This window comes from Thauera butanivorans NBRC 103042, assembly GCF_001591165.1.
In the GTDB taxonomy this organism is placed as follows: domain Bacteria; phylum Pseudomonadota; class Gammaproteobacteria; order Burkholderiales; family Rhodocyclaceae; genus Thauera; species Thauera butanivorans.
In genome coordinates, this window is the sequence record NZ_BCUG01000008.1 from 121,216 (window position 1) to 141,584 (window position 20,369).

Below are 20,369 nucleotides of genomic sequence, written 5' to 3' on the forward strand. Positions count from 1 at the left end.
GGCTCGGCGGAGGCCGGATGCGTCGCTGGGTCATCTGGATCACGCTCTTCTGCTTCGTCACGACGCAGACCGCGGCCGTGGCCGGCCCGTTCGAGGAAGGCACCACTGCCGGCCAGGCGGCCAACCCGGTGATCCGCGGGACGGTCAATGCGCCGAGCGCCTCGAGCGCCGTCCCGGGTTATACCAGCACGCCGCCGGAAACCACGTATTATGGGCAGCCCAACTTGGCGGGGTCGGCGAATGCCCGCCTGACCGCCTGCGCCACCGCTACCGGCGATCCCATCTGCGAGGCTCAGCGCGGGGCGATGACGTCGGCCAACACGCCGCGCGAGGCCATCTCTCCTTACGACCCTGCAGTGAGCGCCGCCCGAGCCGTCGCCGCCAACCCCGCGACGATCCTGGAAGACATCGCCACCTATTACAGCGGCTGCCAAGTGGATAGCGTCGCCACACCTGCCACCGAAAACCGCGTCTGCCGCCAGTACAGCGGCACCTCCCCGTACGCCTGCACGCGCTCCTTGAGCGTATCGGTGTCGCGCACCAGCAGTTGCACACCGGGCAACTGGTTCGCCCACGCCGCTTCGGGCCGCACCGGCCTGGATGTGCAGTGCATACCGGACAAGCCTGCCAGCCAACAGCATTTCCGGGTTACCGACCGGGGTACGCCACTGACGTACTTCGACCTCGATATGACCACGCCACTGACGTTTCCCCGCATGGTCGCGACGCTCCCCGGCAGCGGCTCATGGTGGTGGTGGGGCAGCGGCCAGAACGGCCTGTGGGTCGCCGACAACCAGTGCGCCGGCGACAGTTGTCGGCTGACCGCCATGGTCGCCCACGAATACCGGCGTGTCTGCGCCGACGGTGGTGGCGACTCGGGTCTCGGGGACTGCGTGCTGGAGCGCCCCTTCCTCGAAGTCTATGGAGCCTGCCCGTCCGGGACCCAGAGTGGCGACAACATCCTGCCCTGGTGGGGTTGGGGCTGGGGCGGCGACCCAGTCTCGGCCTTCGAGGCATCCACCTGCTACGCGCCGTCCGCGACGGCGTCCGGACTCATCGGCTTTGACGTGACGGGCACCGTGCCCGGCTACTTCTGGACCGAGGACGCGCAACGTCCCGTGGTCGGCTGGCGGGTCAATCCGGCCTATGGGTCGATCCCGCAGATGGTCCTAAATTACGAACGGCCCCACACGACGGTGACCGAAACCGATCGATGGGACGACCAGTGCCCCGCCCTGACCACCGGTGGCCGCTGCACGGTGGCAGGAGCCGCACGCTGCATCGATGGCCCCGCCACCAAGGTGGTGAACGGCGCGTCCGTATCGCGTGCCTGCTGGCAGTACGAGACGACACTCGCCTGCGCGCAAGCCGCCGCGACCGACGAGTGCGCACCTCTGATTGCGGCCGGTTGTACACCCGCAGGCACCGTCTGCCGGCAGATGAACGCGGCCACCGGTGTCTGCGAGATCACCGAGAACACCTACACCTGCCCGGTGCCGCCGGGCACCACCGTCACGGCAACGAACTGCCCTGCGAACGTCTTCTGCGTCGCCGGAAACTGCTTCAACACCAGCTACACCAACGACGCCGACTTCGCCCGTTCGATGTCGCTGATGGAGGCCGCACGCGAAGCGGGCGTGTACCTCGACACCGACAACATGCAGGTCTTCAAGGGTGAGGGCAACCGCTGCCGCGACCGGTTGTTCAAGAACTGCTGCTATTCCGACTCGGCCGGTGCCGGCATGACCAACCAGAGCCTGTTCGGCACCGGCTCGCGCCTCGTCTACGACGTGCTGATGAACGCCGACAACCGGGAGTTCCTGTATCAGGGCATGCAGGCGCTGCTGCTCGGCGGCGGCTTCAGCGGCACCTTCACCACCTACGGCGTCACCGTCGCCGTCAATGGCGCTGCGCTGCCCGCCGGCTCGGCGGTCCTTTATGCGGGCGACAGCCTGGTGATCGCCTTCGACCCGTGGTCGCTCGCCATCGCCGTGGTCATCTACATCGTCATGTCCATGTCGTCCTGCAACGAGGAGGAAGGCAAGCTCGCGATGAAGGAAGGGGCCGGGCTCTGCCACAAGGTCGGCACGTGGTGCTCCTCCTGCATCCGCGTTTTCGGCAAATGCGTCGCCTGCATCGAGCACACCACCGGCAAATGCTGCTTCAACAGCAAGCTCGCGCGCATCGTCAACGAACAGGGCCGTGTGCAGGTGGGCAAGGGCTGGGGCTCCGGCAAGAACCCCGTCTGCTCGGGCTTCACCATCGCCCAGCTCCAGCGCCTGGACTTCGCGGCGATGGACCTCACGGAATTCTATGCCTCCATCGTCCCAACGCTCCCCGATGTCGGAACGATCCAGGGCAACAATGCTGCGCGCCTCACCACCTGCTACTACGGACAGGGGAAATGCCAATGAAGCTTATCTATGCGGCAGCGCTGGCCGTGCTCGCGTCGCCCGCCCTTGCCGACGACGTATCCCGCACGCCAGTACCCGATGCGCGCCCGGTGATGCTGGCCGCCCTCCAGGCGACCGACGGGCAGGCCCATGGGATCCTCACCGGGGAGATGGCCGACGCAATCACCAAGCGCTTCGGCGCCACCTCGCCGATCTACATCGATGTAATGACCGAGAAGCGCTATGCCCAGGCCGGGTGCAGCCGCCTGAAGGTCACGTTCTGGCAGGACGGTGTCCTCCTGCCCGGCGCCACGACCCCACGCCGGCAGACGATGGACTTCGGCATCGACTACTGCCTCGACGGCCGGCCGCCGCAATCCCTGAAGTAGCCGTTCGGCATGAAACGTTCCGCGTTCCCCACGTCCATCCGCTTGCCGCTGGCTCTGGCCTGGCTGCTGGGCGCCGGCGCCGCGCCGGCCCAGGATGCCGCGGCGCGCTACTGGTCCGACAGTTGGCGCGGCTGGCATTTCTATGAGGATCCCACCGAGGAGGAACGAGCACGGCCGACTTTGCCGGGCCAGGCCATGCCCTCGGCTCCGCCCTTGAAAGCGCCGGAACTGGTCGAGTTCGAACGTCTGCAGAAGACCCTCGAAGACACCCGCAACATCGCCATCATGCGACCGACCGAGGCGAACGTGCGGCGCTACATGGAACTCGAGTCCCAGGTCGTCGCCCGTGCCTCCTATTTCGCCGACGTCGCCCAGCGGGTGGCCTGGGCGACGCCCGAGCTCGATCCAACCCTGCAGGGTCGGCCAGTCAACGCCAAGGCGCTGGAGGTGTTCGAGCAGACCCAGCAGGCTGGGCGTTCGCGCGCGATCGCAGACCTGGGCGCGGACCATGTCCTGTTCTTTTTCTATCGCTCCGATTGCCCCTACTGCCATGCCTTCGCGCCGACCCTGGCTGCCTTTCAGGCGCGCCATGGCATCCAGGTCGTCGCCGTCAGCATGGACGGCGGTCCGATGCCAGGCTTCCCCGAGGCGCGCCCGGACAACGGCATCGCCACCACCCTGAAGGTCACCCAGGTGCCCGCCATCTTCCTGGCCCAACCCTTCACCGGAAGGATCACGCCCATCGGCTTCGGCGTGCTCTCCGAATCCCAGTTGCTGGAGCGTCTCGCCGTCGTCTCGACTCCGCAGGGCGAGGCGATGCTGCCCAGCGCGACGCGGCAGATCAACCTTCGATAGGAGTCCACCAACATGCCCCCCCTGCCGCGCCCAACGTTCCCTTCCCTCACGCGCCGGACGGCCGCGTTCGCGCTGGCCGCCCTGCTGCTTGCCGCCTCCGCCCCCCTGCACGCCGGCGACCTCAACGCGGAGGTTAACGACATGTTCAATAACCTCGGCGCCATCGGCAATTACACCGCGCCCGGCGCCTTCCGCGGCCAGACCTTCAACACCTATGCCGGCGGCAACCTGATGATGCGCTCGCCCAACAAGGTTTATCAGCTCGCAGCCATCCAGTTCCCCAGCGCCAAGGCGGGCTGCGGTGGCATCGACGTCTTCGGCGGCAGCTTCAGCCACATCTCGGCCGAGGAATTCAAGAACATGCTGAGAAACATCACCGCGGCCCTGCCCGGCATCGCCTTCCAGTTGGCGCTCGAAGCGGTCTCGCCGCTGCTGGGCGGCCTCACCAAGTGGGCCAAGGGTCTGGAAACCTGGATCAACAACGCCCGCATCAACTCGTGCGAGACCGCCAAGGCTATCGTCAGCACCGCCGCCGAGTCGCTCGGCTACAGCTCGCAGGAAACCTGCGCCGACCTCGCCATCGAGATGGGTCTGGAGAGCGACCGCGATGCGGCGCGCCGGCGCTGCGCCACCGACCGGCCCAGCATCCTGTCCTCGGCGCGGGCCTCCAGCGATCCGAACGTGAAGAACAAGGCCCCTTTCGTCGGCAACCTCACGTGGAAGGCGCTGCAGTACACCGGTTCCTATCTCGACGATCAGGAGCGCGAGCTGATCATGAGCATGGTCGGCACGATCATCTACTACCCGGAGGAATCGGCCCGTGACCCCGAGCCGATCGCACCCACGCTCACGTCGATCAGCCAGTTGCTCTACGGCCAGAGCGCAGCGAGCGGCACGGATGTCATCCAGCACATGCTGAAGTGCAACGACTACACCAACTGCGACAAGGTCAGCCTGAACACCACCTACACGCACACGCCCTTCACCGCCAAGGTCGAGACGATGATGCGCTCCATCGCGGAGAAGATCGCCTCGCGCACCGCCATCCCCAACAACTCGGCCGAGGTCGGCTTCGTGAACCAGACCACCGAACCGGTCTACAAGATGCTGTCCATCGGCACCAGCATCCCGGGGTCGGGGCTGTCCGACAGCCTGATCGCCCAGTACCGCGATGTCATCGCCGCCGACTACGCCTACGTCTTCCTCGAACGCAACCTGCGTCTGGGCATGGCCGCCCTGGACAAGAACTACACGCTGCAGCAGACGCAACGCGAGCAGGCCAACCAGGTCCGCCAGCGCGCCCAGGCGATGCTCCTGCAAATCTCGCAGGAGAAGAACCTGCTGTACCAGAAGGTGGGTTCCTTCCGGGCGGTAGCCAGCCACCTGGAACAGCTCGAACGCCAGCTGCGTTCCAGCATGCCGCAGCACGTCATGGACATGCTCGGCCAGCAGGCCGCCTATCTGTCGCAGTAGCGCCGACGGGATCGCGCGAGGAGAAGGACGGCCATGTGGGAGATCTACGCCTACCAGAATGCCGACAGCCTGTTCGGCGTCTTCAACGCGGCAGCGGCCATCCACGCGTCGGGCGACTACGCGGCGGCGGTGGCGGCTGTCGCCTTCTGCGGCTTCGTCACGGCACTCATCGCCTACGCCTTCGCCCCCGAAAAATTGCAGGGCTGGAAGTGGCTGGCCACCGTAGTGCTGGTGTTCTCGGTGCTGATCGTGCCCAAGGTCACCGTCGGCATCGTGGACAAGACGGGCGGCTCCGCCGTTAAGGTGGTCGACAACGTGCCCTTCGGCGTGGCCTTGCTGGGTAGCCTCACGAGCACCATCGGCCACACGCTGACCGGGCTCTTCGAGACGGCGTTCCAGGTCATCCCCGGCATCGGCGCGCTGCCGGCCGAACTCGCCTACCAGCAGAACGGACTGATGTTCGGCAACCGCCTGATCCGCGAGACCGGCAACGTGGTGTTCCAGGACCCGGCGTTCCGCACAGACCTCATCAACTTCATCCACAACTGCACGACCTACGACCTGATCGACGGCACCCTCGATCCGGCCGCATTCTCCACGTCGGACGATGTCTGGCCGCTGATGGCCTCGCCCAACCCTGCGCGCTTCAGCACTCTCACCGGCGCGGGCGGCAGTGTCGGCGTCGATACCTGCCCCAACGTCTATCAGAGCCTCAACGGGCGACTGCCGGCCCAGATCACTCGTATTGAGGGGCGGCTCGCCTTCCAGCTCAACCCAACCTTGCCGGGCGCCGCGGCGGCAGCGGCCATCGCCGGGCAGATCCAGCAGGCCTATCTCAAGAACAGCATCGCTACTGCCGCGGCCACCGCCGCCGACCTCATCCGGCAGAACGCCATGCTCAATGCGATCGAGGACACCAGCAAGATCGTCGGCCAGAAGGTCAACGATCCGGCGGCCATGGTGCTGGCGGTCGGTCGCGCCCAGGCGGTCGCTCAGCAGAACGCGACCTGGCTCAACTACGGCAAGGTGGCCGAGCAGGCCCTGCCGGTGTTCCGCAACGTGGTCGAGGCGGTGACCTTTGCGATGTTCCCGCTCTTCGTCCTGCTCCTCCTGCTCACCAGCGGCCGCGAGACGATGATCGCCTTCAAGGGCTACGCGGCGGTGCTGATCTGGATCCAGTTATGGCCCCCGCTCTACGCCATCCTCAACTACATGGCCTCGATCTACGCGGCCTACGATCTGGCGGCCGCGGCGGACCTTGGCACGGGCACCAAGGCGCTGGCCCTGCAGACCGCCTCGACGATCTATTCGCGTGCGATCTCGGGCGAGGCCGTCGTCGGCTACTTGGCGATGAGTATCCCCTTCATCGCCTGGGCGGCCTTGAAGCGTATGGAAAACTTCGGGACGGCGCTGGTCGGCGGCCTGTCGGGCCTGCAGGCGATGATCGCGGGTGGCACCTCGGCCTCGACCGTCGGCAACGTCTCCATGGGGAACGTGGGGATGGACCAGATGCACCTGGCGCCCAACCGCACCTCGGCCTTCATGCACAGCTGGCAGAACGACCTGAGCGGGAACACCTTCTCGTCGAATGCCCTGACCGGACGGACGGCCGTCAGCCTGCTGCGCAACCAGGGCTTTGCGTCGCGGATGGTCTCGATGCGTGTGTCCGAGCAGGATGTGGTGCAGGCCAGTCGGCAAGCCGATGCCGCGCGCGGCGAAGCAATCTCAGCAAATACCGAGCGATCAGCGGCGCTCACCGAGACCTTTACACGAGGCCTGGCAAAACTCCGATCCCTACGTAGCAGTAGTGGTACGGTCTCAAGCAGCTTCGAGCAAACGGGCGAGACCCTCAACCGGCTGGATCAGATCTCGAAAAACGTGGCAGACAGCACCGGATTGACCCAGAGCCAAGTGGCGCAGATAGCCTTTGGCGCTGCCGGCCACCTGGGGATCAATACCCCCGTAGCGGGCGCGGAACTTCAGGCCCGCGCCGGGAAGAACTACATGTCGGGTCTATCGGCTGCCCAGCAGAAGGTGCTCAACAGCCTCACACAAGAGCAGATTGCGGAGTTCAAGCAGTTTGGCGATCGGGTGTCGAGGGATTCGAGCCTCATCAACAGTTTCGCCAAGGACTCCCGCGAGGCCCAGGACATGTCGTCGCGGCTCGCCAGCGCCATGTCTCGAGCCGAGCGGGCCGATGCCACTTTCGCCGAAAGAACGGCCTTTGCAGAGCGTCTCTCACTGGCCAGGGACCGCGGAGAATCCCTTTCCATTGATATCGCCCAGGACCCGCACAACCTGGAGATGTTCCTGCGCTACGCCGAGCAGTATGGCGGCGACAGCGCCTCGGCGCTCTCCATGTTTGAGGCAGAACTCGCTCGCCAAGGCCTCAGGCCAAACCGGGTGTTTTCCGATGGCACCGCTCTACCCACTTCGTTCGAAGACGTGCGCGTCCTGCACGATCGGCACACCTCGGACCCGGCCCTGTCGCCCGATCTCTCGGCCTCGGATCAACAGCACCGCGCAACAGTTGCGCACTCCAACCGACCCGCCCCGAGCGCTCACTCGGACACGAGCCCGCCTTCGCTGCGAAACGACGTACAGACTGAGGGCATGGCCATCAGGAATGAAACCGCTTCGGCCAGATCCACCTTTGACCGAAAGGCAGAGATCGTCGACACGGCAGATGGCACCTTGGCCACCAAGAAATCCCTGCTCAAGCAATCGGGCAAGCAGGTGGTCGATGATGGCGCAGCATCGATCGAGAACGCGCAGGAAGTGGTGAAAGATCTGCTTCGAAAGGACGAGTGATCAATCGGCCATTCCGCCAGTTCCGCCGAACTGTTTGCTGTCCGGGGACGGCGGCTTCATGAACTGCGGATGGCCCTCGTCGCGCCAGTAGTTTTCCATGAGGTCTTGCGAGGAGGTACCGAGCCCGCGGAGGGCGTCGTCGCGACGAGGCGTCGGGCGACCGCGACCGATTCGCGACGGGGCCGCGCCAGCGATTGCGCCGATAAGGGCGCCAAGCCCCATCATGAACACTTTGAGGGCCAATGTCTCGCCAAGCGACGACAACAAGCCAATGGCCGCCCCTGCTATAACGAATCCGATGACAACGAGTTTTCTCATTTCGGCCTCCTCGGTGTCAGCCTACATCGGACGGTGCAGGCTTCAAGCCCACGAACACTACCCCATTCGCATTTCCACCGCCAAGGGCTTCCAAGCCTGCCCAGACGGCGGGTGAAATCACCTGCTCGGTTCGTGCCCGCGGCCCATTCTCCCGGTCGCTGAAGTAGTCGTTCACGGAGCTCAGTCCTTCGGCGCGAGCGATGCGGCAACCGCTGCCCCATTGACGATCTGTTCGAAGCGCTCAATGCTGGCAAGTACCACGTCAAGCTGCGGAACGTCGCCGAAGACCATGCCAGCCATCGCTGCGTAGTCTTTGGCGAGCGCTTCACCCATCGCCGGACTGGGTACGAGCGTGAATGTGCCGGGTTGAGCGGCATCCAGCCCCAGGTCGGCACTGCCGAAGAACAGCCTCGCGTGCTGGGCGCAGTCGATGGCAAGCGCATGATCGGCTTGCCACTCGGACGATGCCGATGCCTGCATCAGGCGGTGCACATCGTAGTAGTGGCGCGAGACGCGCTGTCCGCCGTGCCGGAGTTCGCCGCGGCGGTCATGCCACTGTCGCAGGCCGTGGAGGATGATGACCTTGTCCCAGAAGGTGCGCTCTGGCTTCACGGTGGTGACGTTACCCACTGCCAGATGCAACCCGGGCAGATCTTGTGCGACGTACGGTACGACCGAAGCTGCGATATGCGGGTCCAGCGCCGACTTCGCACCGGATTCGATCTTGACGGCTGAGCGGATGTAGCTGTCGGCCGCGGGCGTGACGGCGGGATACCAGAACAGCAGGCTCTGGCCGTCCTTGTCGTCTGGGTCGAGTTCCAACCGGAAACGCCCTTGCGGGATGACGGCGGCGGCGACTTGGGTGAATTGGTTCGTCAAAGGGCCGGCGATGTACGCTTGGCACGCCGTGCGGATGGATTCAAGACGCGCACGACGTTTCTTCCCGCTCAAGGCTTCCAGTTCCGCCACGTCGGCCGCTTGCCCCAAGTCGTCCCGGAAGACCGTGATATCGATGTCCTCGGAAAAACGGGAGATCAGGCCGAACGCCTTGGACAGGGAAGTGCCCCCTTTGAACAGAAGCCGGGGCCCGCCCGCCGCCACGCCGTTGAACAACACGTCCAGGGTCCAGCAGACCCAGAAGTCCTTTTCGACGTTCTGGACCGCCGTGCCGAGACGGGCAGCAGCGCCCAGAAATAGATCGAGCCGGTCGGCGTCGGCGGCGGTGATCACCTCACGGAAGGATGGGTTCAACTGGCCCTCCCTGCGCTTCCAAGGGAACCGGGACTCGCCGATCGCTTCACGCTGCTTAGCGGTTGCGGAGTCTTCTTGGCCACGGCGACCAGCGGGTCGCATTCGGGCAGCTCACGGATCAGGCTTTGCATCCACGCTGGCAAGGTATTGAACCCGTCAAGCAGATCCTGGCGGAGTGCCATGCCATGGGTCGGATCGGCCAGCAGCTGGCTCAGGCGGTTCAGGATGCGGTCGCGGTCGGAGACCAACGTGTCTTTCAGCCAGTGCAGCGCTTGTACGACCCGCATGGCAGGACGACCGGCCCAGTAGAGACGACTGGGCGCGGTCTGCTTGAAGTCGATGGTCAGCTTGTCGAGTTTGATCGCCCGGCGGCGTGCATCGGTGTGTATGGTGACGCGGGCCGGGACGGCGTCCGTCAAGCCGAGATCGTTCGCCGCCGTCATGCCATCCACCAACAGACGCAGTTGGTCGCGCCGAGCAATGGCCTCGACGATTGCGCGATAGTCCGGGGTGGTGGGACGCTGGGTCAGACGGTTAATGGTGGGTTTGTCGTACAACCCACGGTCGATACGACGCAGGTCGCCCGCCAGCACCATGCGTTGAAGCGTCTTGTCGATTGCATCACGGTTGCCGAGGTGTGCGAAGTCGGTCGGCACCCAGACATGGCCGGCACCGGCGGCGGTGATCTGCGAGGAGATGGCGGATTTGAGATCGGACATAGGGGCACCTTGTCCGATATTTGTACAGCTTTTTCGGACAATCGGCAAGAATCGATGTCCGAAATTTGTAGATATTTTTCGGACGTCTGCGGACAGCCACCTTCCAGCCGCCCGGCACTCAACGACGAATCCGAGGGCCACAGACAGCGTCGCGCACAGCGGCAAGATCAACGCTACAGGGCCGACTTACGCCCATCCAACGCGTCAGGAGCATAGTTTTTCCCGGCGTTACCATACAGACGGCGTAAGCACGCGCATCATCAAGCGATGCCGACACCTCGTCGGATGGGCACCACATTGGCGCCACTCTTGATCCAACCATCCAGCATATCGGCCCAGGTTTGAAGCATCGCTCTTCGCTGTTCGGCGTACTCGGCCTTGTTGTAGACCGCACGCACACCGCGCTGCTCATGAGCTAGGCACTTCTCGATCCAATCGCTGTTGAAGCCGGCTTCATGGAGCAATGTACTGGCCGTGCGGCGCAAGTCATGCACGGTGAAGGGCTCGAAGTCTTCACCGCGGTCACGGATCAACTTCACGGTGACATCGATGACCCGGTTCAACGTCGCCGCGCTGATCGGCAGCTCCGTCTCGTAACGTCCGGGATGCAAATACGAACTGGCACTGAAACAGGTCTTGAAAGCGACCAGGATATCCAACGCCTGCTGGCTCAGGTACACATTGTGAGGGCGCCCCGCCTTCATGCGCTCCTTCGGGATCGTCCATATTGCCGTCTCGAAGTTCACCTCGTTCCATGTCGCCTCGATGAATTCCGATTTGCGCACCAGCGTGAGCAGCATGAACTTGACCGCCAGACGCAGTGTGGACATGGTCGCGGTCTGGTCGAGCGCATTGAAAAATGTATGGATCTCGGCCGGTGACAGGGCCCTGTCTCGAGCTTTGAACGTGGCGATGGCGCTGGGTCGAATCGCCTCCGCTGGGTTTTCGATCTTCAGTCCGCGCGCCTGGATGAATCGAAAAACCTGCTGCACGATTTCGCGCGCTTGAACCGCTGGCGCTGCGGCCCCCCGTTCCTTGATCTTCTCGCACCTCGCCATAAGGCGCACCGGCGTGATTTCTTCCAACTTCAGCCGGCCAAATTCCTCTGCCAAGTTGCGGTCATAGACCGACTTTCGCATAGACCGGGTGGACTCAGCCAAGTCAGCTTCAGCGAAGTACTTTTCCGCCCACTTGCCAAACGTTAACGCGTCCGCAGCCTCGACTCGTTTTTCAACCTTGGTACGCGAAGGGCTCTCGCCTTGCTCCACAGATCGGTGCGCCCGCGCCAGCAGTAGTCGCGCCTCCGCCAGGCTCAAGGACATCCCGTAGTCCAGCTCCACCAGATCACGCGGCTTCTTGGCCCCGAGATTCGGATCGTACTGGCCGATCACCAGGGTTTCACGGCGGCCATTCACCCGGTAGTCAAACCGGAAACTGACCACTCCTGTCCGCGTGACAGCGACGTAGAGCCCCTGCTGATCAGCAACCTTGTAGATCTTTCCCGTGGGCTTCAGCGCCTTCAACTTCAAGTCAGTGAGCATCTCATCCCCCGAACCGATACCGTCAACTGATACCGTCAGGGCATTTGACGGTATCAACTTTGGTCGTTCAAGGCCGGCTCTTCGATACCGTCACCAATACCGCCAATTTGGGCGCGCTTTAGTGAGGCGAGTTGAGACCAGATGAGACGCTAACCAGTTGTCAGGGCTTGCTTTTCTCCGGAACACCGGACGACATGGGACGACCTGACACGAAGATAATTTATTCCCACTCGATCGTCGCCGGCGGCTTACCGGAGATGTCGTACACCACCCGGTTGATGCCACGCACCTCGTTGATGATGCGGTTGCTCACCTTGCCCAGCAGACTGTGGGGCAGTTCCGCCCAATGCGCGGTCATGAAATCCTGCGTCTGCACCGCGCGCAGCGCGACGACGTATTCGTAGGTGCGGCCGTCGCCCATGACGCCGACGCTCTTGACCGGCAGGAAGACGGCGAAGGCCTGGCTGGTCTTGTCGTACCAGTCGGCGGCGCGCAGTTCGTCGATGAAGATGGCGTCGGCGCGGCGCAGCAGGTCGGCGTATTCCTGCTTGACTTCGCCGAGGATGCGCACGCCCAGGCCGGGGCCGGGGAAAGGATGGCGGTAGACCATGTCGTGCGGCAGGCCGAGGGCGACGCCGAGTTCGCGGACTTCGTCCTTGAACAGGTCGCGCAGCGGTTCGAGCAGCTTCAGGCCGAGGGTTTCGGGCAGGCCGCCGACGTTGTGGTGGCTCTTGATGGTGTGCGCCTTCTTGTTCTTGGCGCCGCCGGACTCGATCACGTCGGGGTAGATGGTGCCTTGCGCCAGCCACTTGGCGTTGGGCAGTTTCTTCGCTTCGGCCTGGAAGACCTCGACGAACTCGCGGCCGATGATCTTGCGCTTCTGCTCGGGGTCGGTGACCCCCTTCAGGTGGCCCATGAACTGTTCGGTGGCATCGACGTGCACGACCTTGGCGTGCAGGCGGCCGGCGAACATTTCCATGACCAGCTTGCCTTCGTTGAGGCGCAGCAGGCCGTGGTCAACGAACACGCAGGTGAGCTGGTCGCCAATGGCGCGGTGGATCAGCGCCGCGGCCACCGAGGAGTCGACGCCGCCCGACAGGCCGAGGATGACTTCCTCGTCGCCGACCTGTTCGCGGATCTTCTGCACCGCTTCGGCGATGTAGTCGGGCATGTTCCAGTCGTGGCCGCAGCCGCAGATGTCGTGCACGAAGCGGGCGATCATTTCCTTGCCCTTGATCGTGTGCGTGACTTCGGGGTGGAACTGCACGCCGTAGAAGCCGCGCGCCTCGTCCGCCATCGCAGCGATCGGGGTGGATTCGTTGCTGCCGATCACCTTGAAGCCCGGCGGCAGCTCGGTGACCTTGTCGCCGTGGCTCATCCAGACGTCGAGCAGGCCATGGCCTTCGGCGTTGGTCCGGTCCTCGATGCCCTCGAACAGCTTCGAATGGCCGCGCGCGCGCATTTCGGCGTAGCCGAACTCGCGATGGCTCGAGCTCTCGACCTTGCCGCCGAGCTGGCTGGCCATGGTCTGCATGCCGTAGCAGATGCCGAGCACCGGCACGCCGAGCTCGAACACCGCCTGCGGCGCGCGCCAGTCCTCGGCCTCATACACCGAATTGGGACCGCCGGACAGGATCACACCCTGGGCGCCGAAGTTGCGCACGAACTCGTCCGACACGTCGAAGGGGTGAAGCTCACAGTACACCTGCTGCTCCCGCACGCGGCGGGCGATGAGCTGGGAGACCTGGGAGCCGAAGTCGAGGATGAGGATTTTCTGGTGGGCCATGGCGCGGGAATGTCGAACGGCGGAAAAAGGAAAGGCGGCCTGTCAGCCGCCTGGGAGATTGGAAACGGATCGATCAGCTGATCTGGTAATTCGGCGCTTCCTTGGTGATCTGCACGTCATGGACGTGGGATTCACGCATGCCGGCCGAACTGATCTGCACGAACTGGGCACGCTCGTGCATGGCCGGGATATCGGCGCAGCCGAGATAACCCATCGAGGCGCGCAGGCCACCGATCAACTGGTGGATGACGGCGCCGACCGAGCCCTTGTAGGGCACGCGGCCTTCGATGCCTTCGGGCACGAGCTTGTCGATGTTGCCGGAGTTCTCGTCCTGGAAGTAGCGGTCGGCCGCCCCCTTCTCCATCGCACCGAGCGAACCCATGCCGCGATAGGACTTGTACGAACGGCCCTGGAACAACACCGTCTCGCCCGGTGCTTCTTCGGTGCCAGCGAACAGGCCGCCCAGCATCACGACGTTGGCGCCGGCGGCGATCGCCTTGGCGATGTCGCCCGAGAAGCGGATGCCGCCGTCGGCGATCATCGGCACGCCGGTACCGGCCAGCGCGTTGGCGACGTTATCGACTGCGGTGATCTGCGGTACGCCGACGCCGGCGACGATGCGGGTGGTGCAGATCGAGCCGGGGCCGATGCCGACCTTGACGCCGTCCGCGCCGGCATCGACCAGCGCGCGCGCTGCATCGGCAGTGGCGATGTTGCCGCCGACGACTTCGATGTGCGGGAAGGTCTTCTTCACCCAATTGACGCGGTCGAGCACGCCTTGCGAATGGCCGTGGGCGGTATCGACGACGATCATGTCCACGCCGGCTTCGGCCAGGCGTTCGGCACGCTCCTCGGTCCCTGCGCCGACGCCGATCGCTGCCGCCACCCGCAGGCGGCCGTGTTCATCCTTGGCTGCGAACGGGTGCTCGGTGGCCTTCATCATGTCCTTGACCGTGATGAGGCCGCACAGCTCGCCGACGTCGTTCAGCACCAGTACGCGTTCGAGGCGATGCACGCGCAGCAGCTCGCGCGCTTCCTCCAGGCTGGCACCTTCACGCACGGTGACCAGACGGTCCTGCGGGGTCATGATTTCCGACACGAGTTGATCGAGATTGGTCTCGAAGCGCGTATCGCGGTTGGTGACGATACCGACGACCTTGCCGCCTTCGACGACCGGCACGCCGGAGAAACGGTTCTGCCGCTGCAGCGCGACCACCTCGCCGACGGTCATCGTCGGCGGAATGGTGATCGGATCCTTCAGAATGCCGGACTCGTGGCGCTTGACCTTGTGCACTTCCGCCGCCTGCTCGGCCGGCGTGAGATTCTTGTGCACGACGCCGATGCCGCCTTCCTGCGCCAGCGCGATGGCCAGGCGACTTTCGGTGACGGTGTCCATGGCGGCGGACACGAGCGGGATATTGAGACGGATGCGCCGGGTGATCTGGCTCTGCAGACTCACATCGCGCGGGAGGACCGTGGAGTGGGCGGGAACGAGAAGGACGTCGTCGAACGTCAGCGCCTTCTGAATCACTCGCATGGCTTTTATCCTTTCGACCAAATCCGTATTATACAGAGCCCCCCCGCAGCATGTAAGCCGTGCCTTCCGGAGTCCTCGAATGATTCGTCCTGCAATTCTCCTTCTCGCACTGCTGACCGCGCTGCCCGCAGCCGCGGAAATCTACAGCTGGAAGGACAAGGACGGGCGGACCCACTATTCCGACATCCCGCCGCCCAGCGGTCCGGTCAAGACTTTGCGCGGCACCCCGCCCCCCGCCTCGGCCCCGCAGACCGAAGGCGAAGCCTCCGATGACGCTGCGAACGAGGAGACTGCGCAGCCGGAAGCTGAACAACCGGTCGACCCGGACACCGCCTTCCGTCAACGCCGTGCGGAAGAAGCCGAGGCCGCCGCCAAGGCGGCACGGGACGCCGCCGAAGAAGCTGAAAAACAGCGCTTCTGTACCGACGCACGCAACCAGCTCACGGCACTCGACTCCGGGCAGCGGATCGCACGAATGAACGCGGCGGGTGAGCGCGAATTCCTCGACGACACTGCGCGCGCGGCGGAATCGGCGCGCCTGCGCCAACAGATCGAGCAGCACTGCAACTGAAGGAAGCGCCGGAGTTTCGGCGCCCGGCGTGTCGGCGCTCGACGACTCAAGCGCCTGAAGCTTCGGGCTTCTCTTCCGCCGGGCCGCCGCCTTTCTTCATCACCTTGCCCTCTTCCGCGCGCTTCTTGCGCACCGCCTTGGGGTCGGCGATCAGGGGCCGGTAGATCTCGACCCGGTCACGGTCGCGCAGCACCGTATCGGCCTTGGCAAGCTTGCCAAAGATGCCGAGCTTGTTGCGTCCGTCCAGATCGATGTCGGGATGCTTGCCCAGCAGCCCCGACGCCTCCACCGCATCACGTGCGGTGGCGCCCTCTTCCAGCCTCAGCTCGATCAATTCCTGCTGCTGCGGCAGCGCGTAGGCCACTTCGACGCGGATCGTCGCCATGTTCAGGCCCGCGGGTAAACCTGCGCCGCGCGCTTCACGAAGGAATCGACGAAGGTATTGGCGATGTGATTGAAGACCGGCCCCAGCACCTTTTCCAGCAGCTTGCTGGAGAACTGGTAGTGCAGGCTGAATTCGACCTTGCACGCGGTGTCGCCGAGCGGCGTGAAGCGCCAATGCCCGTCTAGGTGGGTGAAGGGGCCGTCGGTCAGGCGCAGGTCCATTTCATTCGGCCAGCGCTTGGTGTTCTCGGTGCTGAAGTGCGCCTTGATGCCGTGGTAGTTGATGTGCAGCGTCGCCGCGGTGACGGTGTCGGTGCGCTGATGCACGTCGGCACCGCCGCACCAGGGCAGGAACTGCGGGTAGTCTTCGCACCGGTCGACGAGTTCGAACATCTGCGCGGGAGTGAATTCGATCAGAACGAGCTTCTTGACGTCGGCCATGAACAACCTGGAGCGGTGCACGGTGCGAAACGGACAGCGCCGTGCTGTTAAAATGCGCGATTCTACCGTATGCGGACCAGCCCGTTGGCCGCGCACCGCATCGGCGCGACGCCGCCGAAGGATCATCGAGCAATGAGCATCATCGAAAACCGCAAGGCCTTCCACGATTTCTTCATCGAAGAAAGGCACGAGGCCGGCATCGTCCTCGAAGGCTGGGAAGTGAAGGCGATCCGGGCCGGGCGGGCGAACATCAAGGAATCCTACGTCATCATCCGCAACGAGGAGATCTTCCTGTTCGGCATGCACATCGCACCGCTCAGCACCGCGTCGAGCCACGTCCGCCACGACCCGGTGCGTACCCGCAAGCTGCTGCTGCACAAGAAGGAAATCGCCCGCCTGATCGGCAAGGTCGAGCGCGCCGGCTTCACCCTGGTGCCGCTCGACCTGCATTACGTCAAGGGCCGCATCAAGCTCGAAATCGGTCTCGCCAAGGGCAAGAAGCTGCACGACAAGCGCGAGGACGAGAAGAAGAAGGACTGGGACCGCGAGAAGCAGCGCCTGATGCGCACCCAGATGTAGGATGGGTCGGGCCGACCCATCCTGCTCCGAGCCTCAGGAGCTGCAGGACAGCATCGAGCAGCCCGCCTTGTGGCGCGCCCAGTCCGGCCGCCTCGCTGCAAAGGCTTCCCGCCCCGGCTGCTCGGCATACGGCCCGCGCAGCACCTCGAGCAACTCCACGACACCGCTCGCATCACCCTGTTCGGCCCGGTCGATGGCCTGCTGCGCCAGGTAGTTGCGCGGCACGTAGAGCGGATTCACCGCATCCATGCGCGCCTTGCGCAACACCGCCGGCACGCCTTCCTCACGCAGCCGCGCTGCGTAGCGCGCGAGCCAGGCCTGGAATGCCGCGGCGACCTCGTTCCGGCGGGCTTCTTCGTAGAACACCTCGCCGAACAGTTCATCAACGTGCACCGGATCGGGCTGCGCCACATCCAGTTCGGCCAGACGGCGGAAGAAAAGCGTCATGTCCATCTCGCCGGCCTGCAGGATGCGATGGAGTTCGGCCACCAGTGCCCCGTCCTCGCCTTCCTCCCCGCCCTCCCCTTCGCGCCAGGTTTCGAGACCGAGCTTCTGCTGCGTCATGCGGCGGTTCTCCGCCTCGTGGACGTCGGCATACATCGCCAGCGCCCGCTCCAGCGGCTCGACCTGCTGGATCACCGGATACACCGCATTCGCCAGTTGCCACAGGTTCCACTGCGCGATGCGCGGCTGGTGCCCGAAGCGATAGCGCCGCCCGCCGGCGTCGGTGGTGTTGGGCGTCCAGTCGGGGTCGAAATCATCGATCCAGCCGTAGGGACCGTAGTCTATCGTCATACCCAGGATGGACATGTTGTCGGTGTTCATCACCCCGTGGACGAAGCCCACCCGCATCCAGTGCGCCATCAGCACTGCCGTCCGGCGGCACACTTCCTCGAACCAGCGCAGCCGGCGCACCACCGGATCGGCTTCGGCCTCGACCAGTTCGGGAAAATCGCGGTCGATGGTGAAATCGATCAACTGCTGCAGCAAAGCCTCCTCGCCGCGCGACGCAAATATCTCGAAATTGCCGAAGCGAATGAAGGACGGAGCCACCCGGCACACCACCGCACCCGGTTCGGGGCGCGGATGGCCGTCATAGAACATGTCGCGCACCACCTGCTCGCCGGTCGCCACAAGGCAAAGCGCGCGCGTCGTCGGCACACCCAGGTGGTGCATCGCTTCGCTGCAGATGAATTCGCGGATCGACGAACGCAGCACCGCCCGCCCGTCCGCCATGCGCGAATACGGCGTCGGCCCGGCTCCTTTCAGTTGCAGCTCCCAGCGCTGCCCCTGCGGGTTGAGCGCCTCGCCCAGCGTGATCGCCCTTCCATCGCCCAACTGCCCCGCCCAGTTGCCGAACTGATGCCCGCCGTAGCAGGCCGCATAAGGCTCCATGCCCGGCAGCAAGGCATTGCCGCCGAACACTTCGGCAAAACGGGGATCGAGCACGTCCGTCGCGTCCAGCCCGAGCAGTTCCGCCACCTCCGGCGCCCACGCCAGCAGCCGCGGCGCCCGCACCGGCGTCGGCTCCACCCGTGAATGGCACGCGCCATGCACCTGCCGCACGTGCCGCCCGCTCACGGGATCGCCCGGCAGTTCGCGCACGAAGCGATTGTCGAAACGAAGTTCTCGCATGAAGTCATCCATCCCAGGGTTTTCAGATCATCAAGCCAGCACCAACGCTGACCGGAGTGCGGGGTGTTCCTGAAGCAGCCGAGGACTGTCCGAGCCCGCAGGGCGAGTTACAGTCCTCGCAGCTTCCTCGAACACCCCACACGACTGTCAGCGTCACTCGTTCCCGCAGGCCGCTAAAGGCGTCAGCCCCGCCGCGGATCGAACGCATCCCGCACCACGTCCGCAAACAGGTTCGCCGCCAGCACCAGCACGAACATGAACACGAACGCCGCCGCCAGCGACCACCACACCATCGGCTCGCGCGCCAGCTCGGCACGCGCCAGATTGATCATGGTGCCGAAACTGATCGTCGTCGGATCAACGCCGATGCCCACATAGGACAGCACCGCCTCCGCCAGCACCAGCCCGGAAAAATCCATCACCAGCGAAATCAGCACGATGTGCATCACGTTCGGCAGGATGTGACGGCGCAGGATCGCCGGCGTGCCGACGCCGAAAGCCCGTGCCGCCTGCACGTACTCCAGCTCGCGCAATTTCAGCGTCTCGCCGCGCAACAGGCGCGCCAGCCCGGTCCAGCTCGTGATGCCGAGGATGAAGCACAGCGCCAGCAGGCGCGCATCCGAACGCTCGGCCGCGGTGTCGAACCACTGCGGATGGGTGTCGATGACCACCTGCATCATCAGCACCGCCGCCGCGATCAGCAGTACGCCGGGAATCGCGTTCAGCACGGTATAGACATACTGCACCGCGTCATCCACCCAACCGCCGAGATAGCCTGCGGCAATGCCCAGCGCCACCGCGAAAGGCATCATCACCAGCGTCGTGATCGTGCCGATCACCAACGCGGTGCGCACGCTCTTCAAGGACAGGTAGAGCACGTCCTGGCCCACCTTGTCGGTACCCAGCACGTGGTACAGCGGCGCCAGTTCGAGGCACAGACCGACGATCAGCAGGATGACCGCCAGCGTCACCAGCGCCGCCCGCCAGGCCAGCACGGTGTGGCCGGCCAGCATCGCCAGCGCCACCTGCCCCCAGCCCAGGCCGCTGCCCTGCCACACGATGGTGGCGAGCACGACGAAGCACAGCAGCCAGACTGCCACCGCCAGTCCGGCACCGCTGGCGACACGCGCCGCGACGTCGGCGGCGAGTTCGTCCTCCGGCTCCTGCAGATGGGCTGCGCCATGCACCAGGCGCGGATAGCCGCGCACCTGGCGGCCGTCCGGCAGCTCCATCGCCTCGCGCTGGTAGAGCTGCCAGGCGAACGGCGCCGAATAGGTTTTCTCGGTCTGGGCGCGCAGCGGTTCCAGCAGCGCATCCAACACCGACAGCACTTCGGTGGAATACACCGGCCCAAGCTGCCCGCCTGCTGTGGCAGATTCGGCTCCCGTCGCCGCTTCGGCATCGACTGCGGCCCCGGTGCCGTTCTCGGCCTCGGCAGCCGATGTCTCGGCCTGCGCCGCCGGCAGCAGCGGCCGGTAGTGCAGGCTGTCGAGCACGCCGACCACGACGAAGGCCAGCAGCACCGTCGCCGCCGCCATGCCGGTCGGGCGCTTGCCGACCTTGCGCCAGGCCGCACGCAGCGGCTCATTGCCACGCACGTGGACGATCGCGAGCAGCGCCACCGCCAGCAGCACGAACAGCAGCAGGTCGGTCCATAACAATACGGGCTGGAAGCTCATCGGCGTG

17 protein-coding genes are annotated in these 20,369 nt (G+C 64.8%); 7 read left to right on the forward strand and 10 right to left on the reverse strand.

What is annotated here, in order from left to right:
- Window positions 1–17: 17 nt before the first annotated feature.
- From traN to TBU01S_RS04605, 5 genes are read left to right on the forward strand one after another with little or no spacing between them, the layout of a single operon-like run.
- A complete protein-coding gene (traN, locus tag TBU01S_RS04585) occupies window positions 18–2,414 on the forward strand; it encodes a type-F conjugative transfer system mating-pair stabilization protein TraN (RefSeq protein WP_068635455.1) in 2,397 nt (798 codons plus the stop codon).
- Window positions 2,411–2,782: a hypothetical protein gene (locus TBU01S_RS04590; RefSeq protein WP_068635456.1), complete on the forward strand. Its 372-nt coding sequence runs from the start codon at window positions 2,411–2,413 to the stop codon at window positions 2,780–2,782. The genes traN and TBU01S_RS04590 overlap by 4 nt, the downstream gene beginning before the upstream one ends.
- A 9-nt stretch (window positions 2,783–2,791) precedes the next feature.
- Entirely contained in the window at window positions 2,792–3,637 is an 846-nt protein-coding gene (traF, locus tag TBU01S_RS04595) for a conjugal transfer protein TraF (protein ID WP_068635457.1), read from the forward strand.
- A 12-nt stretch (window positions 3,638–3,649) separates the two neighbouring features.
- Window positions 3,650–5,110, forward strand: a complete 1,461-nt coding sequence (locus TBU01S_RS04600) for a conjugal transfer protein TraH (protein ID WP_068635458.1) — start codon at window positions 3,650–3,652, stop codon at window positions 5,108–5,110.
- A 33-nt stretch (window positions 5,111–5,143) separates the two neighbouring features.
- Window positions 5,144–7,921 carry a conjugal transfer protein TraG N-terminal domain-containing protein gene (locus TBU01S_RS04605; RefSeq protein WP_068635459.1) on the forward strand — a complete coding sequence of 926 codons (2,778 nt, stop codon included), beginning with the start codon at window positions 5,144–5,146 and terminating at the stop codon, window positions 7,919–7,921.
- On the opposite strand, the gene TBU01S_RS04610 is transcribed toward TBU01S_RS04605, so the two are convergent.
- The 6 genes from TBU01S_RS04610 to guaB all read right to left on the reverse strand — a co-directional run bounded on the left by TBU01S_RS04610 (window position 7,922) and on the right by guaB (window position 15,073).
- On the reverse strand, window positions 7,922–8,239 hold the full coding sequence (locus TBU01S_RS04610) for a hypothetical protein (protein WP_068635460.1): 318 nt from the start codon (window positions 8,237–8,239) through the stop codon (window positions 7,922–7,924). It lies immediately after the preceding gene.
- 180 nt (window positions 8,240–8,419) lie between these two features.
- Complete coding sequence (locus TBU01S_RS04615) at window positions 8,420–9,490, reverse strand: nucleotidyl transferase AbiEii/AbiGii toxin family protein (RefSeq protein WP_068635461.1); 1,071 nt, start codon at window positions 9,488–9,490, stop codon at window positions 8,420–8,422.
- Window positions 9,487–10,209 (reverse strand): DUF6088 family protein, encoded by a 723-nt coding sequence (locus TBU01S_RS04620; RefSeq protein ID WP_068635462.1) that lies wholly within the window; start codon window positions 10,207–10,209, stop codon window positions 9,487–9,489. The genes TBU01S_RS04615 and TBU01S_RS04620 overlap by 4 nt, the downstream gene beginning before the upstream one ends.
- A 260-nt stretch (window positions 10,210–10,469) precedes the next feature.
- Complete coding sequence (locus TBU01S_RS04625; protein WP_068635463.1) at window positions 10,470–11,750, reverse strand: tyrosine-type recombinase/integrase; 1,281 nt, start codon at window positions 11,748–11,750, stop codon at window positions 10,470–10,472.
- Between the two features lie 220 nt (window positions 11,751–11,970).
- Complete coding sequence (gene guaA / locus TBU01S_RS04630; RefSeq protein ID WP_068635464.1) at window positions 11,971–13,536, reverse strand: glutamine-hydrolyzing GMP synthase; 1,566 nt, start codon at window positions 13,534–13,536, stop codon at window positions 11,971–11,973.
- A 73-nt stretch (window positions 13,537–13,609) separates the two neighbouring features.
- Window positions 13,610–15,073, reverse strand: a complete 1,464-nt coding sequence (guaB, locus tag TBU01S_RS04635) for an IMP dehydrogenase (protein ID WP_068635465.1) — start codon at window positions 15,071–15,073, stop codon at window positions 13,610–13,612.
- Window positions 15,074–15,152: 79 nt separating this feature from the next.
- Between guaB and TBU01S_RS04640 the strand changes: the two genes are divergently transcribed.
- Window positions 15,153–15,644 carry a DUF4124 domain-containing protein gene (locus tag TBU01S_RS04640; protein ID WP_068635466.1) on the forward strand — a complete coding sequence of 164 codons (492 nt, stop codon included), beginning with the start codon at window positions 15,153–15,155 and terminating at the stop codon, window positions 15,642–15,644.
- Between the two features lie 46 nt (window positions 15,645–15,690).
- On the opposite strand, the gene TBU01S_RS04645 is transcribed toward TBU01S_RS04640, so the two are convergent.
- Together TBU01S_RS04645 and TBU01S_RS04650 are read right to left on the reverse strand one after the other, a co-directional pair.
- On the reverse strand, window positions 15,691–16,029 hold the full coding sequence (locus TBU01S_RS04645) for an RnfH family protein (RefSeq protein WP_068635467.1): 339 nt from the start codon (window positions 16,027–16,029) through the stop codon (window positions 15,691–15,693).
- A gap of 2 nt (window positions 16,030–16,031) precedes the next feature.
- Window positions 16,032–16,469, reverse strand: coding sequence for a type II toxin-antitoxin system RatA family toxin (locus TBU01S_RS04650; protein ID WP_068635468.1), 438 nt, complete (start codon window positions 16,467–16,469; stop codon window positions 16,032–16,034).
- A 69-nt stretch (window positions 16,470–16,538) separates the two neighbouring features.
- On the opposite strand from TBU01S_RS04650, the gene smpB reads away from it, so the two are divergent.
- The gene (smpB, locus tag TBU01S_RS04655) at window positions 16,539–17,048 is read left to right on the forward strand and encodes an SsrA-binding protein SmpB (protein WP_281178404.1); all 510 of its coding nucleotides are present in this window, start codon (window positions 16,539–16,541) and stop codon (window positions 17,046–17,048) included.
- 33 nt (window positions 17,049–17,081) lie between these two features.
- Here the strand turns inward: smpB and TBU01S_RS04660 are convergent, their stop codons facing one another.
- Both TBU01S_RS04660 and TBU01S_RS04665 read right to left on the reverse strand, forming a co-directional pair.
- Complete coding sequence (locus TBU01S_RS04660) at window positions 17,082–18,683, reverse strand: protein adenylyltransferase SelO (RefSeq protein WP_068635493.1); 1,602 nt, start codon at window positions 18,681–18,683, stop codon at window positions 17,082–17,084.
- Between the two features lie 182 nt (window positions 18,684–18,865).
- Window positions 18,866–20,362, reverse strand: a complete 1,497-nt coding sequence (locus TBU01S_RS04665) for an ABC transporter permease (protein WP_068635470.1) — start codon at window positions 20,360–20,362, stop codon at window positions 18,866–18,868.
- Window positions 20,363–20,369: the final 7 nt, after the last annotated feature.